At 40.7% G+C, this 21,368-nt stretch carries 28 protein-coding genes and 1 riboswitch; of the genes, 5 read left to right on the top strand and 23 right to left on the bottom strand.

Translation table 11 applies throughout. From position 1 onward, the window contains the following. From ABXS78_RS03115 to ABXS78_RS03085, 7 genes are all read right to left on the bottom strand, one after another. Window positions 1–429, bottom strand: coding sequence for a GNAT family N-acetyltransferase (locus ABXS78_RS03115; protein WP_366248877.1), 429 nt, complete (start codon window positions 427–429; stop codon window positions 1–3). Between the two features lie 12 nt (window positions 430–441). Beyond that, entirely contained in the window at window positions 442–909 is a 468-nt protein-coding gene (locus ABXS78_RS03110; RefSeq protein WP_366248876.1) for a GNAT family N-acetyltransferase, read from the bottom strand. A gap of 100 nt (window positions 910–1,009) precedes the next feature. After that, window positions 1,010–1,723: an AAA family ATPase gene (locus ABXS78_RS03105; protein ID WP_366248875.1), complete on the bottom strand. Its 714-nt coding sequence runs from the start codon at window positions 1,721–1,723 to the stop codon at window positions 1,010–1,012. 352 nt (window positions 1,724–2,075) lie between these two features. Continuing rightward, the gene (locus ABXS78_RS03100) at window positions 2,076–2,213 is read right to left on the bottom strand and encodes a hypothetical protein (protein ID WP_366248874.1); all 138 of its coding nucleotides are present in this window, start codon (window positions 2,211–2,213) and stop codon (window positions 2,076–2,078) included. 556 nt (window positions 2,214–2,769) lie between these two features. Next, a complete protein-coding gene (locus tag ABXS78_RS03095) occupies window positions 2,770–3,933 on the bottom strand; it encodes an MFS transporter (protein ID WP_366248873.1) in 1,164 nt (387 codons plus the stop codon). 159 nt (window positions 3,934–4,092) lie between these two features. After that, on the bottom strand, window positions 4,093–4,392 hold the full coding sequence (locus ABXS78_RS03090; RefSeq protein ID WP_366248872.1) for a metalloregulator ArsR/SmtB family transcription factor: 300 nt from the start codon (window positions 4,390–4,392) through the stop codon (window positions 4,093–4,095). Between the two features lie 111 nt (window positions 4,393–4,503). Next, entirely contained in the window at window positions 4,504–4,869 is a 366-nt protein-coding gene (locus tag ABXS78_RS03085; protein ID WP_366248871.1) for a hypothetical protein, read from the bottom strand. A 58-nt stretch (window positions 4,870–4,927) separates the two neighbouring features. Here ABXS78_RS03085 and ABXS78_RS03080 point away from each other — a divergent pair, with 58 nt between their 5' ends. After that, complete coding sequence (locus ABXS78_RS03080) at window positions 4,928–5,194, top strand: helix-turn-helix domain-containing protein (RefSeq protein WP_366248870.1); 267 nt, start codon at window positions 4,928–4,930, stop codon at window positions 5,192–5,194. Between the two features lie 364 nt (window positions 5,195–5,558). Here ABXS78_RS03080 and ABXS78_RS03075 read toward each other — a convergent pair whose 3' ends face one another. After that, complete coding sequence (locus tag ABXS78_RS03075) at window positions 5,559–5,942, bottom strand: DUF5360 family protein (protein WP_366248869.1); 384 nt, start codon at window positions 5,940–5,942, stop codon at window positions 5,559–5,561. Continuing rightward, window positions 5,942–6,517, bottom strand: a complete 576-nt coding sequence (locus tag ABXS78_RS03070) for a helix-turn-helix domain-containing protein (RefSeq protein ID WP_366248868.1) — start codon at window positions 6,515–6,517, stop codon at window positions 5,942–5,944. The genes ABXS78_RS03075 and ABXS78_RS03070 overlap by 1 nt, the downstream gene beginning before the upstream one ends. A 196-nt stretch (window positions 6,518–6,713) precedes the next feature. On the opposite strand from ABXS78_RS03070, the gene ABXS78_RS03065 reads away from it, so the two are divergent. Together ABXS78_RS03065 and ABXS78_RS03060 are read left to right on the top strand one after the other, a co-directional pair. After that, the gene (locus tag ABXS78_RS03065) at window positions 6,714–7,652 is read left to right on the top strand and encodes an ATP-binding protein (RefSeq protein ID WP_366248867.1); all 939 of its coding nucleotides are present in this window, start codon (window positions 6,714–6,716) and stop codon (window positions 7,650–7,652) included. Window positions 7,653–7,663: 11 nt separating this feature from the next. Then, complete coding sequence (locus tag ABXS78_RS03060) at window positions 7,664–9,355, top strand: tetratricopeptide repeat protein (RefSeq protein ID WP_366248866.1); 1,692 nt, start codon at window positions 7,664–7,666, stop codon at window positions 9,353–9,355. A gap of 189 nt (window positions 9,356–9,544) precedes the next feature. Here ABXS78_RS03060 and ABXS78_RS03055 read toward each other — a convergent pair whose 3' ends face one another. Further along, entirely contained in the window at window positions 9,545–9,631 is an 87-nt protein-coding gene (locus ABXS78_RS03055; protein ID WP_366249862.1) for a putative holin-like toxin, read from the bottom strand. Between the two features lie 189 nt (window positions 9,632–9,820). Next, window positions 9,821–11,008 (bottom strand): acyl-CoA dehydrogenase family protein, encoded by a 1,188-nt coding sequence (locus tag ABXS78_RS03050; RefSeq protein WP_366248865.1) that lies wholly within the window; start codon window positions 11,006–11,008, stop codon window positions 9,821–9,823. Between the two features lie 159 nt (window positions 11,009–11,167). Continuing rightward, a riboswitch (SAM riboswitch) is annotated at window positions 11,168–11,272 on the bottom strand. 85 nt (window positions 11,273–11,357) lie between these two features. Between ABXS78_RS03050 and ABXS78_RS03045 the strand changes: the two genes are divergently transcribed. Further along, the gene (locus tag ABXS78_RS03045) at window positions 11,358–11,513 is read left to right on the top strand and encodes a hypothetical protein (RefSeq protein WP_366248864.1); all 156 of its coding nucleotides are present in this window, start codon (window positions 11,358–11,360) and stop codon (window positions 11,511–11,513) included. 317 nt (window positions 11,514–11,830) lie between these two features. Here the strand turns inward: ABXS78_RS03045 and ABXS78_RS03040 are convergent, their stop codons facing one another. Continuing rightward, window positions 11,831–11,917 carry a putative holin-like toxin gene (locus ABXS78_RS03040; protein ID WP_366249861.1) on the bottom strand — a complete coding sequence of 29 codons (87 nt, stop codon included), beginning with the start codon at window positions 11,915–11,917 and terminating at the stop codon, window positions 11,831–11,833. Between the two features lie 269 nt (window positions 11,918–12,186). Here ABXS78_RS03040 and ABXS78_RS03035 point away from each other — a divergent pair, with 269 nt between their 5' ends. Then, window positions 12,187–12,882, top strand: a complete 696-nt coding sequence (locus tag ABXS78_RS03035; RefSeq protein WP_366248863.1) for a FadR/GntR family transcriptional regulator — start codon at window positions 12,187–12,189, stop codon at window positions 12,880–12,882. Between the two features lie 32 nt (window positions 12,883–12,914). On the opposite strand, the gene ABXS78_RS03030 is transcribed toward ABXS78_RS03035, so the two are convergent. From ABXS78_RS03030 to ABXS78_RS02980, 11 genes are all read right to left on the bottom strand, one after another. After that, window positions 12,915–13,058, bottom strand: coding sequence for a GapA-binding peptide SR1P (locus tag ABXS78_RS03030; RefSeq protein WP_366248862.1), 144 nt, complete (start codon window positions 13,056–13,058; stop codon window positions 12,915–12,917). 37 nt (window positions 13,059–13,095) lie between these two features. Next, window positions 13,096–14,427, bottom strand: coding sequence for an MFS transporter (locus ABXS78_RS03025; protein WP_366248861.1), 1,332 nt, complete (start codon window positions 14,425–14,427; stop codon window positions 13,096–13,098). Window positions 14,428–14,483: 56 nt separating this feature from the next. Beyond that, window positions 14,484–15,242 carry an SDR family NAD(P)-dependent oxidoreductase gene (locus ABXS78_RS03020; protein WP_366248860.1) on the bottom strand — a complete coding sequence of 253 codons (759 nt, stop codon included), beginning with the start codon at window positions 15,240–15,242 and terminating at the stop codon, window positions 14,484–14,486. A 21-nt stretch (window positions 15,243–15,263) separates the two neighbouring features. Continuing rightward, the gene (locus ABXS78_RS03015; RefSeq protein ID WP_366248859.1) at window positions 15,264–16,214 is read right to left on the bottom strand and encodes a transketolase C-terminal domain-containing protein; all 951 of its coding nucleotides are present in this window, start codon (window positions 16,212–16,214) and stop codon (window positions 15,264–15,266) included. Continuing rightward, window positions 16,211–17,047, bottom strand: coding sequence for a transketolase (locus ABXS78_RS03010; protein ID WP_366248858.1), 837 nt, complete (start codon window positions 17,045–17,047; stop codon window positions 16,211–16,213). The genes ABXS78_RS03015 and ABXS78_RS03010 overlap by 4 nt, the downstream gene beginning before the upstream one ends. Window positions 17,048–17,283: 236 nt before the next feature. Further along, entirely contained in the window at window positions 17,284–17,724 is a 441-nt protein-coding gene (locus ABXS78_RS03005) for a GNAT family N-acetyltransferase (protein ID WP_366248857.1), read from the bottom strand. Between the two features lie 254 nt (window positions 17,725–17,978). Beyond that, entirely contained in the window at window positions 17,979–18,230 is a 252-nt protein-coding gene (locus ABXS78_RS03000) for an isochorismatase family protein (protein WP_366248856.1), read from the bottom strand. Next, window positions 18,227–18,442 (bottom strand): hypothetical protein, encoded by a 216-nt coding sequence (locus ABXS78_RS02995; protein WP_366248855.1) that lies wholly within the window; start codon window positions 18,440–18,442, stop codon window positions 18,227–18,229. Before ABXS78_RS02995 ends, ABXS78_RS03000 begins: the two co-directional genes overlap by 4 nt. Before the next feature lie 307 nt (window positions 18,443–18,749). Further along, a complete protein-coding gene (locus tag ABXS78_RS02990; protein ID WP_366248854.1) occupies window positions 18,750–19,622 on the bottom strand; it encodes a YitT family protein in 873 nt (290 codons plus the stop codon). Between the two features lie 169 nt (window positions 19,623–19,791). Then, on the bottom strand, window positions 19,792–20,130 hold the full coding sequence (locus ABXS78_RS02985) for a hypothetical protein (protein ID WP_366248853.1): 339 nt from the start codon (window positions 20,128–20,130) through the stop codon (window positions 19,792–19,794). A gap of 556 nt (window positions 20,131–20,686) precedes the next feature. Beyond that, the gene (locus ABXS78_RS02980) at window positions 20,687–21,367 is read right to left on the bottom strand and encodes a response regulator transcription factor (protein WP_366248852.1); all 681 of its coding nucleotides are present in this window, start codon (window positions 21,365–21,367) and stop codon (window positions 20,687–20,689) included. Window position 21,368 lies beyond the last annotated feature (1 nt).

The following is a 21,368-nucleotide window of genomic DNA, read 5'->3' as shown; positions in this document are numbered from 1 at the left end:
TTATACGTCCCTGCTGAGGAACATGAGTCTCTCTACTTCCTTGAATCCAGATCTTTTATAGAAGTTTTCCGCTGGTAACCCACGGTCTGTCAGCAAGGAGATCGTCTCTGCATCTGTCATTCTAATAAGGTAATCCATAAGAGCTTTGCCGACGCCTTTATTCTGCTGGTTAGCTCGTACACACATCTCATTTATAAAGAATTCATCACCAGACCACCATTTCCTTTTTACACCGAAGATAAATCCAATCACTTCCTCGTTCTCTACCGCAACAAGACCCGCAAAACCAGGTGTATGATAAAAATCATTCAAATAAGAAAATGCAGATTCTGTAGTCCAAGCTTCATTCCATGGTGCTTCATTGAAAACTTTCGAATAGGTATCACCGCATGCTTTTACATCATTCTCTTTACATAACCGTATATCCATACCATTCTCACCTCAAAGTTTCTTCGTCTTCACCATTGATGCTGTCTCGTATCCTAGCCGACTATATAAATGCTGCGCACCCGCGTTATTAGCAAATACATTAAGTGCTATTGCGCCAATCCCTTCTCGCCTCGCAACCTCTTCTAATAGCGTCAACGCTGCACTGGCGTAGCCCATCTTCCGGAATGCTTCATCTACGTAGATATGAAAAATAAATATCCTGTCTCTTTCTCGCTGAATGTTGTACCAAATGATACCGACATTCTCTTTCTGCTCTTCACAAAATACGTTACCAATATAATGATCTTTCTTTCTGCTTTCTTCTGTTAATAAATTATGCAGCTGTGTGTCTGCATCCTTGAGAGCTGCTTCTTTTGGAATTCCGAGATTAGCAGATACACTCTTCGCATAGTTGGGAATTTCAAATTCAATATAACGCTGTACTTCTTCTGTATTCATTTCTTTGAAAGTGACTGGCATAAAGCGGGCCTCCTAAATTCCATATTTTTCATTTTATTGTACAGGAACAACATATAGAAAAAAAGCCCACCTAAAATTAGGCAGGCTTACGTATTCTTTATCAATCTTGTAACAAATGCTTCAAATACCCTTCCCTATTCTCCAAAAAACCTCTCGTAATCTGATAATGCTCTGTTTCTTCATAATCCACAGACCGAATTCCATCCTCACTGAAATGCAGAATCTCGGCTCCCGGATAACCAAGCAAGATCGGTGAATGGGTAGCAATGATAAATTGCACTTCTCCAGTTTTCTCTAAATCATGGATGATACGGAGAAAGGTAAGCTGACGCTGCGGCGATAGTGCTGCCTCCGGCTCATCCAGCAGATAAATTGCCCGACCGCCGAAACGATTTTCAAACAAGGAAAGAAAGGCTTCTCCATGGGATTGATGATGCAGTGATTTTCCTCCGTAGGCATGGATAGATCCTATATCATCAATATGCGAAGCAAAATGATAGAAGGATTCTGCCCGGAGGAAGAAGCCATTCGTCACCTTCGGCAGCCAGGATAGCCGGATGTGATCGGCAAGTGCTGCTTCGGCTGCTTCCAAATCATATGTATTATTACGTCCTCCACCCGCTGTGTTGAATCCGCATATATCTGCGATTGCTTCCATCAATGTAGATTTGCCGCTGCCGTTCTCCCCGACAAAGAAGGTAACGGCTTTTGTGAAATTAAACTCATCCAGTTGTCTGATGGCCGGTATGGAGAATGGGTAGGTACCAGCATCAAATCTGCCATCGCGCAGCAGCTTTACTCTTTTTAAAAACATGTCTTTCCTCCTTTACTTTAGTGAATGCTTTTATATTAGGGAAAATAACTATGCGTTAGGAAGCACGCGAACTGCTCATTGAACAGCCCTCTGATTGCCTTATCAGCTTCTTTACCTTAGAAGATAACTGTTCTCTATAAACATAAACGTTTACGTAAATGTTTGTGTTTAGAATGAATTTGTAGTTATATATGAGAGAGAAAGGTCTATAAAACAAAAAATCCCGGAATAGTAATTCGGGATTCCTTTTTGTTTTATAGTTTACACCATTTATTTAGGTTTGCGATTCTAATTCAATATATCATAATAGGTCGTCTTTAATTTACTAGATTAAAGTTCGAGATGCATTGGATTATTCTTTATTTAACTGAATGGTTTCAACATCTTCACCAATTTTTAACGTAACACTAATCTTATTAGATGGGATTTCTTCATATCTAGTCCCACTTTTATAAACAATCTCATTGTTCTTTTTATCTTCTTCAGTCACCGGTAACTCATCTTCAGATGTTGGATATATACTTATTATATATTTCTCATTCTCCTGTACACTTTCATTTTTTCCTTTCGGAGTTAGCTTTGCCTCAGCGGATATCTTATCTCCTTCTTTAGAAAGCAGAACTGTAGCATCCCAGTGATCACTTGCACCCTTGAAAGGCTGAGCGTTAGCACACCCGGAAACAGCAAAGCAGCATATTAAGATAACAACCAGTACCCTTCTAATTTTCCAAAAACCTCCAATTATTGTATAATTTTTACAAGAATATTGTTAATTCATAATATTTAGTTTACTATGTAATCCATTACAAAAAGCGGAAAAATATGACTCAGCAAAACAAATGCTTTATATTCATTTGCGCGCGCATCATCGCGTAATGCAGGTACGGAACTCGCACTAACCAACTGTTCTCCTCCGTAAAATGTGGGCTGAAAAGATATAAAAAGGACTAATCGCTGAGTCAGAGATTAGTCCTTTTTTGGCCCCTTCATACCCATGGATTGATCAAAAACCTGCTTTCCTAATAACTAAGGGGTTATGATTTTTTTTACTCTTCTGGCATCTTGCTTAACTGTGCTCGGGAAAGTGCCAAAGTTAATACAATAGATATTGTAACTCCTAATGCGCCTATCCAGGTAACTGAAGATAGTGATACTTTCTCAACAAAAATACCTCCAATTCCTGCACCAGCCGCCATTGCCAATTGCATTACTGACTGATTTAAGCCTAATAATATACCTGATGACTCTGGCTCGATTGTAGCCAAGTTATATTGTTGTGTTGGTCCCGATGACCATGCAGAAAATGACCATAGTATTAATATTATTAAAACACTAATATAAGAATTTGTTAACAGAGATAATAATATTAGCATAATGATGTGTAACGACATTCCACCTAACAGTGTTTTTTGAACTCCCCAACGATCCGTACTAAATCCACCAAATCGAGAACCGAATAAACTTGCGATACCAAAAATCAGCAATGCACCACTTAAGAGTTTTTCCTCTATTCCTGATACATTTAACAAGTAAGGTGAAAGGTAAGTGTAAGCAATTGAATACCCTCCAAGCCAGAAAAAAGTAATTGCTAATCCAATTGTAACCCTACCTTTCTTAAGAAGAGCCAACTGTTTAACTAGTGGTACATGCTTATCACCCTTAATAAGTGGAATAGATGCTCTAATTATTATCATTGCAAGAATTCCCAGCAGTGCTATTCCACCAAAAATAACTTTCCAACCTAATAAACTAGAAATAATTCTTCCAAGAGGTACTCCTATGATTAATGAAGCCGTAAACCCCATAACCACTGTAGCAATAGCGCTACCTTGTTTACCTTCTGGTGCTATCTTTGCAGCGATAGTTAATGCTGTAACAACGACCATCCCTGCCCCGAGTGCCATAACTACTCGAGCTACTACAAATAATCCGTAACCTGGTAGGATGAATGCCAAGATATTACCTATTACGAACAAACCTAATGAAAAAATCATTAATTTACGTCTGTCAATACTAGATGTTATTCCCATAAGAATAGGTGTAAATATTGCATATACAAGTGAGAATATTGTAATTAATTGACCTGCTGCAGCCAAAGTTATTTCAAGTGAATCTGCAATCGTATCTAAAATTCCCGAAATAATATATTCGGAAGTTCCCACTAAAAAGCTAACGATTGCCAAGATATAAATCTTCAAAGTATTAGACAATTGATGTCACTCCTTATAATTTTATTTTCACATCGATATATCGTTAATTGTCGATATGATTATTCAAAAAAATATATAGCATGAATACTAGCTATGTATTCTAGCGGAAATGAAACTGAATCCTCCCTAAGAATTCGTAAGGAATTCAGTTTCACTCAGTTATCTTTGCTTCAAGAACTCGGCGATCCCATTGATGGCATCTTCATTTCTTTTGTAATAAGTATACTTACCTATACGGTCAGCCTTTATAAGTCCAACCTGTAAGAGCATCGAGAGATAATGAGATGCCGTCGATTGCGTCATTTCCAATTTTTCTGTAATTTGACTAACGCATACCCCGGTTTTGTTCATATCAATCCCTTCGTGGGGAGTGAAATGGAGATCTGGTTCCTTAAGCCATTCTAAAATTTGCAGCCTTGCTTCATTAGATAACGCTTTAAAAATATCAACTTGTTTCATACAAATCATTATATCGAGAATTATCGATGTGTCAAGTGTGAGCGGTATAATTTTTTTTATAAAAGGAAGGTATTCTTAAATACCCTTTGCTAGTTAGGTTCCGATACTTAACTATTCCTGAAGTCCAGGATTCATATATATAAAGTCTTTTGTTTCCTTGGATACATGCTGCTGATACTCAGCATAAAGCATCTCCTTATCATCAGGCCTCATAAACTCCAACATCCCTGCAGGAGATCCATCCTGGAATGATAACAGAAAGCCAAACTTATTCTTCCTTATACCCGTAATAAAGACATTCTCATATCGATAGTTAATCACTTTCAGCCAGTTGTGCGACCTGGTTCCTGGCTTATAGAAAGAATCAGCCTTCTTCAGTACAATTCCCTCTAATGATTGGGTTTTAGTGAGCTCATATAGCGCCTCACCTTGCCCATCAAAGTGATCAAAAAAAGTGATTTTTGCTATGGCAGACAAAATATCACACACAATTACTACGATTATTGCGTCTGTGGGTTGATTTGGAGGGGTTATAGTGTCCAGAAAGCGGTCATTAGATGATATTCTGCAATCCAATTATATATCTATAGGAGAACTAGCTCGAATTACGGATTCAAGATACAGCACCTTAAAACATTACACAGAGTTAGGATTAATTCCATTTGAACAAAAAGAAAAAAATTTAACACGACGATACCCTCGAGAAGCTTCAGTTAAAATACTTGAGACAAATAATCACTTTAAAAAATCTGGATTGTCTATTAAAGAAATTGGCGATTGGTTGGTTAATAATGAGGAATGAAATAAAAATTTCTTGAAAAATTCCTTTGTAATATTCAATTATATTTAACAATCGGGCGCGATTGTGGAGCAATACATGCAGAAAATGATTAAACTATTAATGAGTATCTTACTTAGTTGGAAAGATGAACTCCATTTTAATCAATTTTTATTTAAAATGGAGTTTTTTTGTTTGTTAATATATCAGGGTTTGTGATTTCTTTTTAATTAAAGTTTTATAATCCTACACAAATATTGTGAAGTTTTTTACTTAAACTATCGAGGGCGTTTGTTGAACAAAGGGTTCATACATTTTATATATGTCTAATATGTATGAACCCTTAATTTATCTATATTATTTTAAATTTAGTCTTGATAAGACAGTTCTATCTGGTATTCACTAGAGGTACGATGAAAAAGATAGGATAAATCAGTAAATAGAGATTCATAATCCACCATGACATATCAAAATCACCATTAAAAGACCAATAGGCAATAGCTTGAAGACCGGAGCAAAAAGTAAGAACCAAGGAAACAAGTGCAATCATTTTCCATTGTTCGGCGTTCTTCTCGTACAAATAGAGGCTATAGAGACCCGTAATGGAGATAAGGATATCAAGCGGGAGAAAAGACCAGTTCCAGGCAATGGTTAGGGGATTATTGTAATCCTTGAATGCCCAGCTTGTTGGGATGATATGCAGATAAGTTACTATCCAGTAGATAATGAAGCCAATATCAGTTACGAGAAAAAATGGCTTAAGATATTTCATCAGTCCATTACCTTTCTTCCATCATCAGATAGAACTCCACACAGCAGAATATCAACTAATTCGCTGAATTTCTCCTGCATGTTCATCTGCCTGCTCTGCTCTTGATTCTTGGCGTACATTTCGTTTAAGGCACCTATATATAAATCAATTAGAACCTCTGCCTGTATCGGCCGAACACTTCCTTCGTTAACTCCATCACTTATTATTTTCCTGACAGCATCCCATTCTTCGTTTATGAATTGATCAAGTACCTTCCATTGCTCATAATAATATCGCTTTAAATCTGATAACAGCCTTACATCTAGTACACCATAGCCAACCGGAAGCATCGCCAGCAATCGACGGAGTTTTTCTGCTGTATGCAGCTTTTCGTCTGCCATGACTGTTTGTTCCATTTGTTTTATTTGTTGCATAAGCTGTCTTATTATTTCATCAACCAAACTAGCCTTGGAATCATAATGCTGGTAAATGGTTCGTTTGCTCGTCCCTAAAATTTGAGCCAGCTCGGAAATCGTAAATGACAAGCCTCTTATTTTTATCAGTTTAATAGTCTCTTCTATTATTCTTTTCTTCATCAGTTCTCCCTCTTGGTACTAAGAATACTTTTATAGTACCAAAGGTTCCTTGTCTTTTTCAATTATTTTCCTGTGAGCGGATAGGTCTATTTTCTATATGACTGTAGCACCATTTCTCACCCTTCTTTATGTTTCACATGGAAAAAACAACCACCATCTATTACACTATTGACTAGAGATACAGAGGAGGAGCCTTATGGATAGAGAGATGAAACCAGGCAGAACGAAGACCATCATGTACGATAATGAAAAGAAAAAGATGGTTGAAATTGATCAGCGTTTGGAGACGTTTGAGGATGTTGGTGGTTTGGAGGATGTGAAGAAGAAAATCCGGACCGATTTTATCATGCCAATCCAAAACCCTGAGATCTTCGAGGCTTTCGGGAAGAAAGCAGGCGGCAGCTTGCTCTTTTATGGCCCGCCGGGATGTGGGAAAACTTTCTTGGCACGGACGGTAGCCGGAGAAATAAACGCCAATTTCATCCATTTGGACATTCAAGCGATCCTGTCCAAATGGATGGGTGAATCGGAGCAGAATTTGCATGAGTTGTTTGAGGATGCCAGAAGACAGACGCCTTGTGTGCTGTTCATCGATGAACTGGATGCGCTTGGCGGAAACCGCCAGAAAGTGAGCCATCACAGCCGCACACTTGTGAACCAGCTTCTAGTGGAAATGGACGGTTCCATGTCAAACAACGATGGAGTCTATATCATAGGAGCAACGAATACACCATGGTACTTGGATCCTGCACTTCGTCGTCCTGGACGGTTCGATTCCCTTATCTTCCTTTCTCCCCCAGATTTAGAGGAACGGAAAGCAATACTGTCGATTAAGACAAAAGGCAAACCGGCTGAGGAACTGCAGCTTGACCTGGTTGCTAAATATACCGAGCATTTTTCCGGAGCCGATCTGGAATATCTCGTACAAGATGCTGTCGATTCTGCGATTACACGTTCTTTTGAAACAGGTACCATCCAGCCAATGACAAATGAAGACTTATTGCATGCGCTGGAAAAGCGGAAAGCAACAACACTAGAATGGTTCTCCACTGCAAAAAGCTATGCTAAATTCAGTGATGCCAATCAGGAATATCAGGACGTGCTGGATTACATTTACCAGCACAATGTGAAGTAAGGAAGGATACGATGTCACTATACGAACCTAGTTCAAACGAAGTAATGCTGCTCGGACATTATATCAAGCAAGGCGAATATGTCCGAGCGGAAGAGCTTGCGGAGGATGCTATCCGTGAAAACCCGGAAGCTCCCAGTGGCTATTTTTTACTTGGTCTTTATCATCATTTCATCAATAAACAGGATGAAGCACTAGTTTGGTGGGACAAGGCCTTAGCCTTAGCACCAACAAATGAGGATGTGCTTTCCACATATACACATTATCTTTTCATTAGCGGGATTAATCCTGACAAATGGCGGGAATTGGTTTATACAGGAATCAAGCATTATCCTGATAACTCCTATTTTCATTTCCAGTATGCGCAAGCCAACCTGAATAAAGATCATGAAATATCCCTTGTAGCATATGAAGAAGCCATTCGGCTTGATCCGCAGCAAGAGGACTATTTGGCCAACTACAGCATGCTCCTGTATCATTTAGGCAGAAAAAAGGAAGCTGAAAAATACGAACAGCAAGCGCTCAGCATCAATCCTGAGCATGTCCAGCATCTGCTTCGGTTTGCCGAGTTGGCCTATCATTTCAGAAAGTACAAAAAGGCAAAGATGCTAATTGATGAAGCGATGCGGCTCGCACCTGATAATACGGAAGTACGGCAGGCATACTCACGTATCCACCCAACAAAGAATATTGTTGTCCGGACGAAGAATGACTTGGATTACTTTGCACTCATTCTTCCTGGAAAATGGATTTGGAAAGCCTTCAAAGAAAAAGTGAATATCTTCTGGATTCTGCTGTTTCTTTTCGTGATCGAAAGTACTGTTCTTTACTTGCTCTTAGGACCTTATGCGTTCATTCTGATTGGTGCCTATGCCGTTTCTTTCTATGCGGTACACCGTATAAAGCGATATATGCTGGATAAGAGCGGCATCACCCAAAAAGAAGAAGAACAGATGAAGGAAAAAACAGCGCAAAACCAGCGAGATGCTATCCAGGAGATGCAAGCAAATATCGCTTCTGCTAAACAACCTGAAAATGATGTTACTCCCTTATCTCAGGAAGAACTGGAGCAGCAGCTGGCAAAGGTGTGGCAATCAGAGAATGTCACTGCAGTCAAGAAACGTATGGACGAAACCGAGGCAGAAGAAACGGACCCTAACAAACCGTTAGCTCCATTTCGTCCCGCACCTCCGCAAGAATACAGCCACTGGCCATTTTTTGCGATGTTTGCGGCAGTTATCATTCTTTTTGCCGTTCGTTCTTTGCCAATGTTTGATAATGGACCTGAGCCTGTTGCTGCCGATGCCGACTTGCAGGAATCCATTCAGGAAGCAAAGCCAGAGGACTTTACCTTTGATACAGAGGTAAACGACGGTGTTGTACAGCATTTTATCGATCTTCTGAAGGAAGATGCAACAGAAGAGCAGCTGACAGAGCTTGTTTCCAGTGACTACACTAGCACCATCCTGGATAATATGGATTCACCTTTTATACAAGCTATTGCAGCCGCTGAAATTACGAAAGAAATAGATCCTTATAAAGGTCTTCCTATCACTTATGCACTCGTTACGAACGAACAAGAAAATGTACAGGCAATCATTGGCGTGTCTGGCGGCACGGTATCCAATATATACGCAGAGGGCTGGAGTACATCCGAAGCTGACTTGAACAAGTACGAAGAGTTGATGACTGAAATGGAGAAGTAACAGGATTTACTCCAATAGTCACATGACAATCCCTTCCAATTGCGCTACTATATTATTTGTGCACAGAAAAAGACCGTCCGGTGCTGCCAACACCAATCGGTCTGTCCAGTAATAGCATGATTCCCTAGGGGATCTGCGCGAAAAAGAGGTAACATAACCACCCTTCTCGAGCTGCCAACTCAAGGGTGGTTATTTTTTCTCGTTCTTCTGCGACAAGATCGCAACAATCAACGTCCCAAATCCGATCATCAACGTCAACGCCTCAGCCACCGTCATCCGCTACACCACCCTCCATTAAGGAAAGAGTAATGCGCAAACCACCCTTGAGTCACCTATGCTATTGTCTCACCATTATATCAGAGGTTCAAGAAAGCCCATATATAACAAAAGTCCATATTTTACCATAAATTTCGTTACTATAGTACCTGGAAAGGTATCATTCGATTAAAGATAAAAGGACTGTACTTATGAATACACAGTAGGAGTCGGATACTCCCCGGTTAACACCCAGTGTCCTATGTTTTTCCGTTTATATTCAATGGGATTATGAAGGGAGTGTGTGCGGACATTTCTCCAAAACCTATCAAAGTTATTTTTTCTAGTAGCTGAACGAGCACCCATTACCTGAAAAATATTGCTTGTTACATGCAAGGCAACCTTGGTACCAAAAGCATTCGCTGCTCCTGTCAAAAGAGCAGTTTCTCCTCGTTCCTCTTTGGTGAGTGAACGGTCTTTCGCCCAAGCTTCATCTACTTTCTTACCGGCTTCTTCCACTAACTGAACTGCCGCCTGAATATCAATCCAAAATTCGCCGTAACTACGCTGAATATATGGATCATCAATAGCTTTTTCATAGCTTGTCAGATACCAAGGTCGTGATTTTTCAATCGTATATTTCTTTGCTTCTTCCAATGCTCCTTCTGCAGAACCTACGAATACATTCGCTAAAACAATCTGCGATAAAATAGCATCAAAAGTGGCAAAAGGCGTTCCTTTAGATTCCGTAAAATCGATAACTTCATCTGCTTCTACTACTACATTTTCAAATATAACGGACCCGCTATCTGTTTGCCTTTGGCCAATTCCATCCCAATCATCATTGATTGTAATACCTTCTCTAGAGGTTGAAATTATCCCAAGGTAAAAAGTTGTTTTTTCAGGATTGTCATACCATGTTATAGCTAAACGATCAGAATCCTTAGCTCCTGTGCTGAAAGTGTTATGTCCATTTACAATAAAACCATCATCCTGCCTTTTTCCGATTAAACTAGGTTCAATCGGATTTGACGAGTTTCCCCAGAACCAGTTGTTTTTTGCTGATTGCGTATAGAAATACTCTTTTTGTTTCGTAGTACCCGCAATATGCGGCAAAACAGTTTGAAAGACATGGTAGCCATATAGATGACCGAGAGCTGCATCCGCTCTTGCTAATTCCCGAACAATTCTAAGTACAAGTGACCAAGGCTGCCCTTCGCCACCGAATTCTTTAGGAATATGAAGATTTAGCAGTCCGCTTTCTCTCAAGGCATCTCGTTGTTTCTTAGCTGTACCGCCGGCTTTGTCACGTTCTGCAGCATCCTTTGCAAATTCTTGAGCCAGTATGGTTGCAATTTTCAAATATTGCGTTGACTCGTTTGCAGTATTTGTTCCCATTTTCATCTTCCTCTCCAATTTTATTCAAAAAGTCCATTCGAAAATCTAACGCTTCTTGCCCGTCGCAAGAGGTAACGCGATATGATAAGAACTTCACTGCATGAAAAAAACCTCTTCTTAAAATAAGAAGAGGTTAAAAAACGGTCATTTATCATACTCCTCTTATCTTCCAAGCATACGCTTGCTGGATTTGGCACAGTGCTTTTATAAAAGTCTGCTGCCGAGGTATCATAGGGCCAGTCCCTCCACCTCTCTTGATAAGGTAATTTAATTGTTAGTTGAAATATAAATTATGCAAAAAATAAAGTCAATACTTTTTGAATATTTCTTATATTTAGGTAACAGATTCATGTCTCGCAGAACCCTTGTTGTCATGCGGATAGCTCTTTTCCCGATTCTTTCACCAGTATATAAATTAAAACTAGTAGATAGTGGCAAGAATGACCAGTTCCAGGCAATCATCATTGTCATCGTAATCCTTAAAATGCCAAGCTTTTCGGTATGACGAACCATTAAGTGTTAATGAATTATGGCCTGTTGTCCTCCATTACAGGATAGACTTTGCCTCAACAAATAACTGCAATACTTTTGAATCAAGTTTAACAATGAAAGATTACGAAAAGGATTAGTGAACAGGTTTTACTCCAATAGTCACATGACAATCCCTTCCAATTGCGTTACTATAATATTTGTGCAAAGAAAAAGACCGTCCGGTGCTGCCAACACCAATCGGTCTGTCCAGTAATAGCATGATTCCCTAGGGGATCTGCGCGAAAAAGAGGTAACATAACCACCCTTCTCGAGCTGCCAACTCAAGGGTGGTTATTTTTTCTGGTTCTTTTCCGACAAGATCGCAACAATCAACGTTCCAAATCCGATCATCAACCTCAACGCCTCTGCCACCGTCATCCGCTACACCACCCTCCGATAAAGGAAAGAGTAATGCGCAAACCACCCTTGAGTCACCTATGCTATTGTCCTACTATTATATCAAAGGTCAAGGGCCGAACATACGTTACTATAGTCCATATTTTTCCAAATCAATGTAGGACTTAAATAACTTTTCTGCATTAATCTCAAATGAGGCGACTTCCTGCACGCTGTAGCTCACTCTTTTGCCGGAATGCCCGCAAAGCATTATAATTTAAGTAGGAACTTCTATAACGAGGTGGGTCATCATGAACTTTAATCCAGTAACAAATAAAAGACTATACATACAAATTTATGAACAAATCGTTGAGCAAATGAAGTCTGGTGCTTTCAAGGTTGGAGATAAGCTGCCATCAGAACGGGAGCTGTGCGAACAATTCGGGGTAAGCCGTGCACCGGTGCGCCAAGCAATGAGTGCACTGGAAATGAACGGATTCACCTATTCCAGGCAGGGTGAAGGTGTATTCATCAAGTCCCTGCCAGCAGATGAGATGTATTCCCCTGCCTTCCTATCAAATATCTCCCCAGAGGATATTGTCGAAGCTCGGATGAACATCGAACCGCTAATCGTACGATTCGCCGCTATGCGTGCAACAGAGGAAGATTTGAAAGAACTGAATGAAACAATCAAGCAAATGGAGAAAGAAACAAATGATGGCGTATATGTTCCAGAAACGGATGAAAAATTGCATAATGGCATCGCAAAAGCATCCCATAACGATCTATACATCCAGTTCATGGCTACAATCAGCAGCGCTATGAAACAGCAGCAAATGTGGACCTTCATCCGCGATCGTACAGTAACAAGACCTGATTTCCGCGGCGTGAACTTCCATGAGCATAAGAACTTAATCGAAGCAATTGAGGATCATGATGAGGAAAAAGCAGAGGCCTTAATGAAGCTTCACATGGATAACCTGTATGAACGCTATTGGAAAGTATAAAAGGAGTCAGCATATGCTGACTCCTTTTCCCTTTATTCCGCTGTCCCATTATCCTCTCGGCATTCCAGACATACACCGTACAATACACGTCCGCCTTCCGGGCTGTCTGTCACATCAATCACATCATCGCAATCCTGACAAATAATCGTTTGCTTTGAATTCAATTTTTCTTCCATTTTCTTCGCCTCCGATTGTTTTTTTGTCATGCTTCTATTAGCTTGATTTACCGAGTTTCTTTTCAGCAATCCGGGACACTGCTTTTCCGGACTGCTTCACTAGGAATATTATGATTAGCGAGCTTAGAATCATGCTGATTCCGAGAAAAATCATGCTCATTGTGAAAGAACCAGTTGTATCACGGATATACCCGACTGCATATGGTCCGAAGAACCCGCCAAGATTTCCGATACTGTTGATCAAAGCAATCGCACCAGCTGCCGCTGACTCTGTTAGGAAGGATGGAGGTATTGCCCAGAACGGAGAATATGCTCCAAAGGCCCCGCACAGCGCTACTGTCAGCAATACGAACGATAGAATGATATTTGATTCAGCCACATAGCTGCTCGCAATCATAGCGATTGCACTCGTTGTTAAACAAGCAGCCACATGCCAGCGTCTTTCGTTCTTTTTGTCTGAATGGTTTCCGACTAAGATCATTGCCACCATGGCGATAGCATACATCAAACCTAGAAGCCACCCTAGCCCCTGCGTGCTTATCGACAAGGACTCCGACATTGACTCTGTCACGGTCGGGAGGAACATATTGATGCCGTAGTAGCCGAACATCCAGCAGAAGTAGCCCGCAGAAAGAATCAGGACATCTCGATCTTTCAATGCTTGCGCAAACGTGTAATGCTTTACTTGCTGCTTCGCTTCTTTTTCCTTCTGCGTTACATCCAGCAGCCAGTTCTTCTCTTCTGGCTTCAGCCAGTTCACATCTTCCAGACGATCATCCAAATAGAAGAAGCAGATGATCCCCAGAATAAGAGCCGGAATCGCTTCCAAAATAAACAACCATTGCCAGCCTGCAAGGTTCAACCAATTAATCTGCATCAAGAATGTAGATAAGGGTGCCCCCACTGCATTAGCTCCAGGTATCGCAAGCATAAAGGCTGCGATTGCCTTAGCGTGATGCTTCGATTGGAAGAAGCCACTCAAATAATACACCATACATGGATAGAAACTTGCTTCTGCTATCCCTAATAGGAATCTAGCAGTATAAAACTGCCATGGTTCCTGTACAAATGCCATCAGGATCGCGATAATTGCCCATGAGATCATAATTCGGCTGATCCAGCGACGTGCTCCAATCCTGGTCATGATTGCACTTCCTGGTACCTCCAGCAGGAAGTAACCTAAGAAGAATATACCCGCTCCAAGGCCGTAGACAGCATTCGAGAAGCCAAGATCTTCATTCATCTGTAAAGCTGCAAAACTGATATTCACACGATCGAGGATCGAGATAAAGAAACAGAGAAACAGAAACGGTATCAGACGTAATGTAACTTTCCGGGTAGTGGATTTCTCAAGCATGTGCTGCTCCAAGATTATTCCTCCAATCATTTAGATGCAGGACGGGGCCAGTGGCCCGCCCCAATTATTTAGTCCATATGCGAGCCACCATTGATATCGATTTCTTCCCCAGTAATATAGGAGGATTCTTCTGATGCAAGGAATGCAACTGCAGCAGCGATTTCCTTCGTCTCCCCTGGTCTGCCAAGCGGAATACCAGAGATGACTTGCAAAGCATCCTCCTGCGGCAGCGACTTCCAGATATCCGTATTCACTAATCCCGGTGCAACACAGTTAACAGTGATGCCGTCCAATCCCACTTCCCGTGCAAGGTTTTTGGAGAATCCAAGTACAGCTGCTTTGGATGCGGAGTAATGCGCCCCTCCGAACACACCGCCGCCACGCTTAGCGGAAACAGACGACAAACTGACGATGCGGCCGAATTTCTGCTTGCGCATTGGCGCTAATACAGCTTGCGTACATAGGAACAGACCAAACATATTGACGTTGAAGACTTTCGTGATGTCTTCAATTGTCATTTCTTCAACTGTAACTTTTTGCGAGATACCAGCATTGTTAACAAGAATATCGATACGCCCGAATGCATCCAGCGTTTTTTCTACCATTGCATCAACAGATGCTTTATCTGTCACATTGACTTCTACTCCGAGAGCTGTTCCTCCAGCTTCCGTTATGACAGCTACAGTCTCCTCGATGCCTTCCTTATTCATATCGGCAATCACTACTTTTGCACCTTGCTCAGCCAATGTCAGCGCGATAGTCCGGCCGATTCCTTTTGCAGATCCACTACCTGTTACGATTGCGACTCGATCATCCAATTTGAACATGTTCTCCAGACTCCTATGCTATTAGTTTGTTAGTAATTTGTTTGCTGTTGCCACTATGTTTTCTACCGTGATGCCGTTGATTTCCAGCAGCTTCTCATAAGGTGCAGATTCACCGAATCTATCTTGTACACCGATTCTTGCCAGCTGTCCCTTCCCTGCTTCAGCTATGACTTCAGCTACAGCACTGCCAAGGCCATTCAGGATATTGTGATCTTCGACGGTGATGATTCTTCCGATATCTAGGCAATCTTTAACTGCTTCTACATCAAGTGGCTTGATGGTATGCATATCAAGCAGCTTGACTGAAATACCATTTTGCTCCAGCTGCTCAGCCGCTTCAATTGCCAAACGTACAGTATCACCGTTTGCAATGATGGCAATATCTTCTCCGTCACGAAGCTGTTTTGCTTTGCCGATTTCGAATGTCTCGTTTTCGTCATAAATCATTGGTACAGCATCACGTGTGAACCGCAGGTAAACCGGACCGTACATAGCAGCTGCTTCGGCAATCAATTTGCGAGTGGAATGATAATCCGCTCCCATAATGACCGTCATATTCGGGAATGATCGCATGACGCCCATATCCTCGATCGCCTGGTGGCTTCCGCCATCATTTCCTGGTGTCAGCCCGCCGTGGGAGCAAGCGATTTTCACATTCAGATTCGGATAGCAAACTTCCTGACGAATTTGCTCTGCCATGCGAAGAGACCCAAATACCGCGTACGTACTAATGAATGGAATCTTTCCTGTTGTCGCAAGCCCAGCTGCGATACCTGCTCCATTCTGTTCTGCGATCCCGACATTGATATGCTGCATCGGGAATTTTTCGATGAACTTATCTGTTTTACAAGATTTCCCGATATCAATATCCACGACATAAATATCCTTATTCGACTCACCCAAACGGACAATTTCGTCTCCAAATGCAGCTCTTGTCGCTTTTTTCTCGACGGCTTTTTTTGTCACACTCATACTGGCAAGCCTCCTTCTAGTTCCTTGATCGCTAACTCAAATTCTTCTTTGTTCGGTGCTGTACCATGCCATGCAGCTTGGTCCTCCATATAAGAGACGCCTTTTCCTTTAACGGTATCGCAGACAATGCACTTCGGCTTGCCGTTCTTCTGCTTCGCAAAAGTATCCAATGTCCCTACGATTTGTTCCATGCTGTGTCCATCAATACGAGTAGTATCAAAACCGAATGCATCGAATTTCTTTTCCAGATCGAGCAGCGGCATAACATCTTCACAGAAACCATCGATTTGGAGACGATTGTTATCAACAAAGACAATCAAATTATCCAGCTTATATTTGACTGCAGCTTGGATTGCTTCCCAAATCTGTCCTTCCTGGCACTCTCCATCGCCTACCATCGCAAATACGCGGTAGTCTTTCTCATCACGCTGCCCTGCAATTGCCATTCCGACAGCACAGGATAACCCTTGACCTAATGATCCTGTTGATATATCAATTCCGGGACATTTCTTCATATCCGGATGCCCTTGGAAAGGTGAACCATATTGGCGCAAGGTGTATACGCTTTCATTTGGAACAAAGCCTCGCAATGCTAAAGCAGCATATTGTATGGGAGCTACATGCCCTTTTGATAAGACGAATCGATCTCGATCTTCCCATTTCGGATTGGCCGGATCTACATTCATTTCCCTGAAATATAAAGCAGATATAACATCCGCAGCCGACAAGGAACCTCCTGGGTGTCCAGATTGTGCTTCATACACCATCGTGACTGCTGTTTTGCGTAACTCAATCGCATGCTGTTTCAACTGTTCAACGCTTGTTTGCTGCATATGCCACACTCCTGTTCCTAAGTGATCCCCTTGTAAACTTATATACTTGTATACTTGTATTACAAGTGGTGTTGAAAACATCATAACTCCATTTTCTAATGATGTCCAGTATTTATGTTAATTTGGTGCAAAAACCTAAAAGGACATGTTGTAAAATCACATAACAATGCAAAAAAACACAATTCTCTACACAGAATTGTGTTTAAAACCAACATGTTATTACTGAAAAGAAAGATCTATTCTATCCGTTTCACCATCACAAGCTCTTCCCACATGACTTCCCCTGTCATTTTGAACCCTGCACTTTCATAGAGCTTCTTGGCTGCGTCATTTTCTGGGACGATACTTGTATAGAGGGAAATAGCTCCGTACCTGATATTGATTAGTTCGAATAGCTTCACAAGCGTAGCTTTTCCATAACCCTTCCCTTGATATTGCTTGTCTATCATGAAACGACACAATTCCACGCGCTTTGTTTCCTGATCTGTTCCAAACATTAGGAATCCAACTAATGTTTCATTTGAATATATGCCGTGAGGATACCACTGCTTCTCATAAGCAGCTTGGGCAAGTGACACGGCATTTTCAGCCACGTTCTGTTTTTGTTCCTCGTTTACTGTCAGCTTCACACAAGCATGCCAGTTATCCGCATCAATAGCTCTTAATGTCATTACCATTACAGAGTGCCTCCTTCTGTGCTTATTGGTAAATCTCTGTCGACATGACCCATTTCATAAACTGGCTGTAAGGTTAATATGTCGGCCATCTCTCCATCATTTCAATATGTATTATGAAACGTTGTATAAGAAGTACTACGTATTAAGGCTCGTGAAGTTCCTGAAATTTTCTAGCCTTTCTTTTGTCACTAACAATTTTACAAACAAAAAAACACACCTCCTCTAAAAGAAAAGATGTGTTTCCCATTCCAGTGCTACGTCGTAATTGGCGAAGTCTTCAGCGAACCTAAATACTCTACCACCCGCACCTTCGGCAAGACATCCGCATATCGTGCATTCACATCAAACAGATTTGCATCATGTGATTCCTTTGCTTGATCGCCGACGCATTCCTCTGGGACAATTGTTTTGAATCCGTAAGAAAATGCGTCAATTGTGGTTGCCCGCACGCAGCCGCTCGTCGTGCAGCCCGTGACAATAACTGTATCTACCTGTTTTGTCGTCAATAGCGACAACACCTCTGTTCCTGCTGTGTCGCGTCGATGATTTTATCACTTGTAAAATTAGCATACAGCAAATCTTCCGCTGGCAAATCCGCTACTACAACATGTGACAAGTCACAGCCCTTCAACTCCAAATCAGCAATCACATACTCCACGGATCCATTCAATCGGGACGTCTTCTTCGGACCGCCTGTAATCGCAACTGCTTTCGTCATATTAATCGCCTCCATTTGTGTTAGTTAACTACTTCCTTTATTGATAGATCCTGATTTAGCTTTTTCTAATTGGATGAAGTGGGATAATGGGTTTGCTCCGAAGGTTGTGAGGGATGCAGATGGGTCTTCAGACATTAAACGTAGATGGTAGTTTCTCTATTCATGATAATGTTAAGATAATAAAACAACAATTCGTATTATCGTAAAAGTCTTTTCTTTCATCTCTTCTTAAGGAGTTAACGTATACATATAAAAAGCGCCAAACTAGATAGTTTGACGCTTTAAAAACTGATTACATTCTAGAACCTTAGTGAATATCACTCTTCCTAAAGGTACCACCCTTAACTTCCGCTACATCGTAAATCGTAACAAAAGCTCCATCATCAATATCATTGATGATTTCTTTCAGCTTACTTTCCTCTAAACGGTTGATAACACAAGTAATTTCCATGAATCTCTCATGTGTATATCCACCGTATGCTTCCTTATAGGTAGCGCTTCGTCCCAGCCGGTCACGAATGGTTTCAACCATTAACTTAGGCTCGGTTGTAATGATCTTGAAGGTTTTCGAACCGCTTAGACCTTCTTCTACAATGTGGATGACTTTGGATGCGATAAAGTAGGCGATTGCTGAGAGAATGGCTCCCGTCAGACCAAATACAGTGGATACAAAGATGAAGACAAACATATTAAGGAATAAGATCAAATCACTTGTTCCAAATGGTAATTTACGTGATAGAAGAACGGCCAGCATATCAATGCCGTCTACAGCTCCGCCATTACGTAATGCGAGACCCATACCTAAACCTAGGATAATACCTCCGACTACAGTAACGAGCAGGGTGTCGCCTTCGATAATAGCTGGCGTGTGATGCATGAGAACTGTACCTATTGATAATGACGCAATTCCGATAATGGAATAAATCGCGAAACTTTTCCCTATCTGTTTATAACCCAACCATACAAACGGAAGGTTGATAATAGCGATTAGTGCACCTAGCGGCAGTCCAGCAAGTTGAGAGATGACGATACTGATACCAGTGACGCCTCCGTCTGATACGTTATTTGGGATCAGGACGGTTTCCAAGCCGTATGCTGCGATGAATCCTCCGAGGATGACGAACAGTCCTCGTAACAAAATGAATAACTTACTTCGGTTACGCTTTCTGATTTTGCTCATACAGATACCTCATTCTAAAATTTTTAACCTTATAATTTTACCACAAGCAGTATGGCCTCTGCTAATTTCCAGTATAGGTGGCGACTGCAATCCCCATACAAGCAAAAAGAAAGGTTATTTCCTGTTTAAAGGATTGCCTTCCTTTCTCTTCGTTTTTTCAAAATATATTTTAAGTTATAAAAATAAGACATACAATCAGAATCCAATATAGAAAAGTATCAAACGAAGCAAATGTGTCTTTATCCGGGCTGATGAGATTTAATATCGTACATAGTAACCACAGCACCCCCAGACCGCGAATGAAGTAAGGCTCTCCAATGCTTGAGGAAGCATGCAATAACTTTGATGAAACATGATTTAAAAAGATAATCCCTATTAAAACTGCAAACGCAATAACATTATTCCTAAAGATACCAAATACAGAATCCGGATAATATTGAGCAACTGCCATTGCCAGTATCAAGACGAAAAACAAATGATCAATAACGTGTGATAGTATCTTTTCCATAGCTTTCCCCCTGATATTGTTAAGCACTATACGGCACACGAAAACATATAGTTTCACGTTTATATAAACACAAAAAGAAATGCCTCTTCATAGACGCACTCTCTCCATCTATTCGTTCGCTTGCATTCTGACAACTCATAAAAAAAGAAAATAGAGTGATGACAGTATTTAGAGTAGGTCATAGTACTTTTTCATAAATGTTCCTCTCGTTCCACCTACGTACATCTTAACCTTTAAATTGAAAAAAGCGCAGTGAACTTGATTCACTGCACTTTTTCTGATTGTCTATATTATTTGCTGTTCTAAGGTTCCATCTGTATTCAAAGAGAAGCCTCATGGCAATATCCTCATTGTTCCAAATCGAGCTCAACTGTAATGTCTTCGCCGATTGGCACAAAGTTAGAATCTTACGGTGCGCTGAATATCAATTTTACGCGCTTACATCGGAAGCTTAAACGTAATTAACTGAGTGCAATAATATCTCGTTGAAAAGAGAAGAACCCTCCGCGGCTGCAGAGGATTTTCAAGAAAAATGCTGGCATTCTTGCCCATCATGTCACCTCAATACTTTAACTCCAGATACATTTTCTTCAAGCATTAATTGTTCAAGCAAATGAAAAACTTCTTTCCTGGAATATATCCCTAACTTCTTATACAATTTACTTACATAATCCCGTATTGTTTTATCACTTAATTTAAGTACATTTGCTATTTCAGCATTTCCGAACCCTTTATAAATTAGATATACAAGATCAGATTCTCTAGCTGTCAAATGAAACTCCTTTTCTCTTAACCTCACCAAAAGTTCCTTCTTTTCTTCTGAAATCATACTGCCTATTAGTAGCTTTGCAATCTTTCCTGAAAGAACCATCTCTTCCTTAAAGATATTTCGCATGCTTTCTATAAGATAGCTTGGTTCAGATTCATATAAAAGAAAACCATCGACACCGATATGTATTCCTCTTAGAAATATATCTTCATTACTTTTAGACATCATGAAAATTATCTTTATAGAAGGATATCCCTTCTTAATCCAATTAATAGCGGAAAAATCCTCGTTATTCGTAAAAGTAGTATTTACTAGGAGGATATCAGGGATATTTTCCTTAATTGCATTAACAAGTTCTGCTTTATCTTTATAATCACCAATCACTTCCATGTCAAATTCTAAATTAATGATTGCTTGAATTCCTGATCCCAAAATACTATTCATGTCGAACATTAATATTTTTATCATA

This window comes from Terribacillus aidingensis, from assembly GCF_040703035.1.
In the GTDB taxonomy this organism is placed as follows: Bacteria; Bacillota; Bacilli; order Bacillales; family Amphibacillaceae; genus Terribacillus.
This window is presented reverse-complemented; position numbering and strand designations above follow the sequence as displayed.

What these genes read in the sequence shown, in the direction of transcription:
- ABXS78_RS03115 (WP_366248877.1), bottom strand. Translation starts at nt 429, where the DNA reads ATGGATATACGGTTATGTAAAGAGAATGATGTAAAAGCATGCGGTGAT.
- ABXS78_RS03110 (WP_366248876.1), bottom strand. Translation starts at nt 909, where the DNA reads ATGCCAGTCACTTTCAAAGAAATGAATACAGAAGAAGTACAGCGTTAT.
- ABXS78_RS03105 (WP_366248875.1), bottom strand. Translation starts at nt 1,723, where the DNA reads ATGTTTTTAAAAAGAGTAAAGCTGCTGCGCGATGGCAGATTTGATGCT.
- ABXS78_RS03090 (WP_366248872.1), bottom strand. Translation starts at nt 4,392, where the DNA reads ATGAAACAAGTTGATATTTTTAAAGCGTTATCTAATGAAGCAAGGCTG.
- ABXS78_RS03075 (WP_366248869.1), bottom strand. Translation starts at nt 5,942, where the DNA reads ATGAAATATCTTAAGCCATTTTTTCTCGTAACTGATATTGGCTTCATT.
- ABXS78_RS03070 (WP_366248868.1), bottom strand. Translation starts at nt 6,517, where the DNA reads ATGAAGAAAAGAATAATAGAAGAGACTATTAAACTGATAAAAATAAGA.
- ABXS78_RS03065 (WP_366248867.1), top strand. Translation starts at nt 6,714, where the DNA reads ATGGATAGAGAGATGAAACCAGGCAGAACGAAGACCATCATGTACGAT.
- ABXS78_RS03060 (WP_366248866.1), top strand. Translation starts at nt 7,664, where the DNA reads ATGTCACTATACGAACCTAGTTCAAACGAAGTAATGCTGCTCGGACAT.
- ABXS78_RS03055 (WP_366249862.1), bottom strand. Translation starts at nt 9,631, where the DNA reads ATGACGGTGGCTGAGGCGTTGACGTTGATGATCGGATTTGGGACGTTG.
- ABXS78_RS03050 (WP_366248865.1), bottom strand. Translation starts at nt 11,008, where the DNA reads ATGGGAACAAATACTGCAAACGAGTCAACGCAATATTTGAAAATTGCA.
- ABXS78_RS03045 (WP_366248864.1), top strand. Translation starts at nt 11,358, where the DNA reads ATGTCTCGCAGAACCCTTGTTGTCATGCGGATAGCTCTTTTCCCGATT.
- ABXS78_RS03040 (WP_366249861.1), bottom strand. Translation starts at nt 11,917, where the DNA reads ATGACGGTGGCAGAGGCGTTGAGGTTGATGATCGGATTTGGAACGTTG.
- ABXS78_RS03035 (WP_366248863.1), top strand. Translation starts at nt 12,187, where the DNA reads ATGAACTTTAATCCAGTAACAAATAAAAGACTATACATACAAATTTAT.
- ABXS78_RS03030 (WP_366248862.1), bottom strand. Translation starts at nt 13,058, where the DNA reads ATGGAAGAAAAATTGAATTCAAAGCAAACGATTATTTGTCAGGATTGC.
- ABXS78_RS03020 (WP_366248860.1), bottom strand. Translation starts at nt 15,242, where the DNA reads ATGTTCAAATTGGATGATCGAGTCGCAATCGTAACAGGTAGTGGATCT.
- ABXS78_RS03015 (WP_366248859.1), bottom strand. Translation starts at nt 16,214, where the DNA reads ATGAGTGTGACAAAAAAAGCCGTCGAGAAAAAAGCGACAAGAGCTGCA.
- ABXS78_RS03010 (WP_366248858.1), bottom strand. Translation starts at nt 17,047, where the DNA reads ATGCAGCAAACAAGCGTTGAACAGTTGAAACAGCATGCGATTGAGTTA.
- ABXS78_RS03005 (WP_366248857.1), bottom strand. Translation starts at nt 17,724, where the DNA reads ATGGTAATGACATTAAGAGCTATTGATGCGGATAACTGGCATGCTTGT.
- ABXS78_RS02995 (WP_366248855.1), bottom strand. Translation starts at nt 18,442, where the DNA reads ATGACGAAAGCAGTTGCGATTACAGGCGGTCCGAAGAAGACGTCCCGA.
- ABXS78_RS02990 (WP_366248854.1), bottom strand. Translation starts at nt 19,622, where the DNA reads ATGAGCAAAATCAGAAAGCGTAACCGAAGTAAGTTATTCATTTTGTTA.
- ABXS78_RS02985 (WP_366248853.1), bottom strand. Translation starts at nt 20,130, where the DNA reads ATGGAAAAGATACTATCACACGTTATTGATCATTTGTTTTTCGTCTTG.
- ABXS78_RS02980 (WP_366248852.1), bottom strand. Translation starts at nt 21,367, where the DNA reads ATGATAAAAATATTAATGTTCGACATGAATAGTATTTTGGGATCAGGA.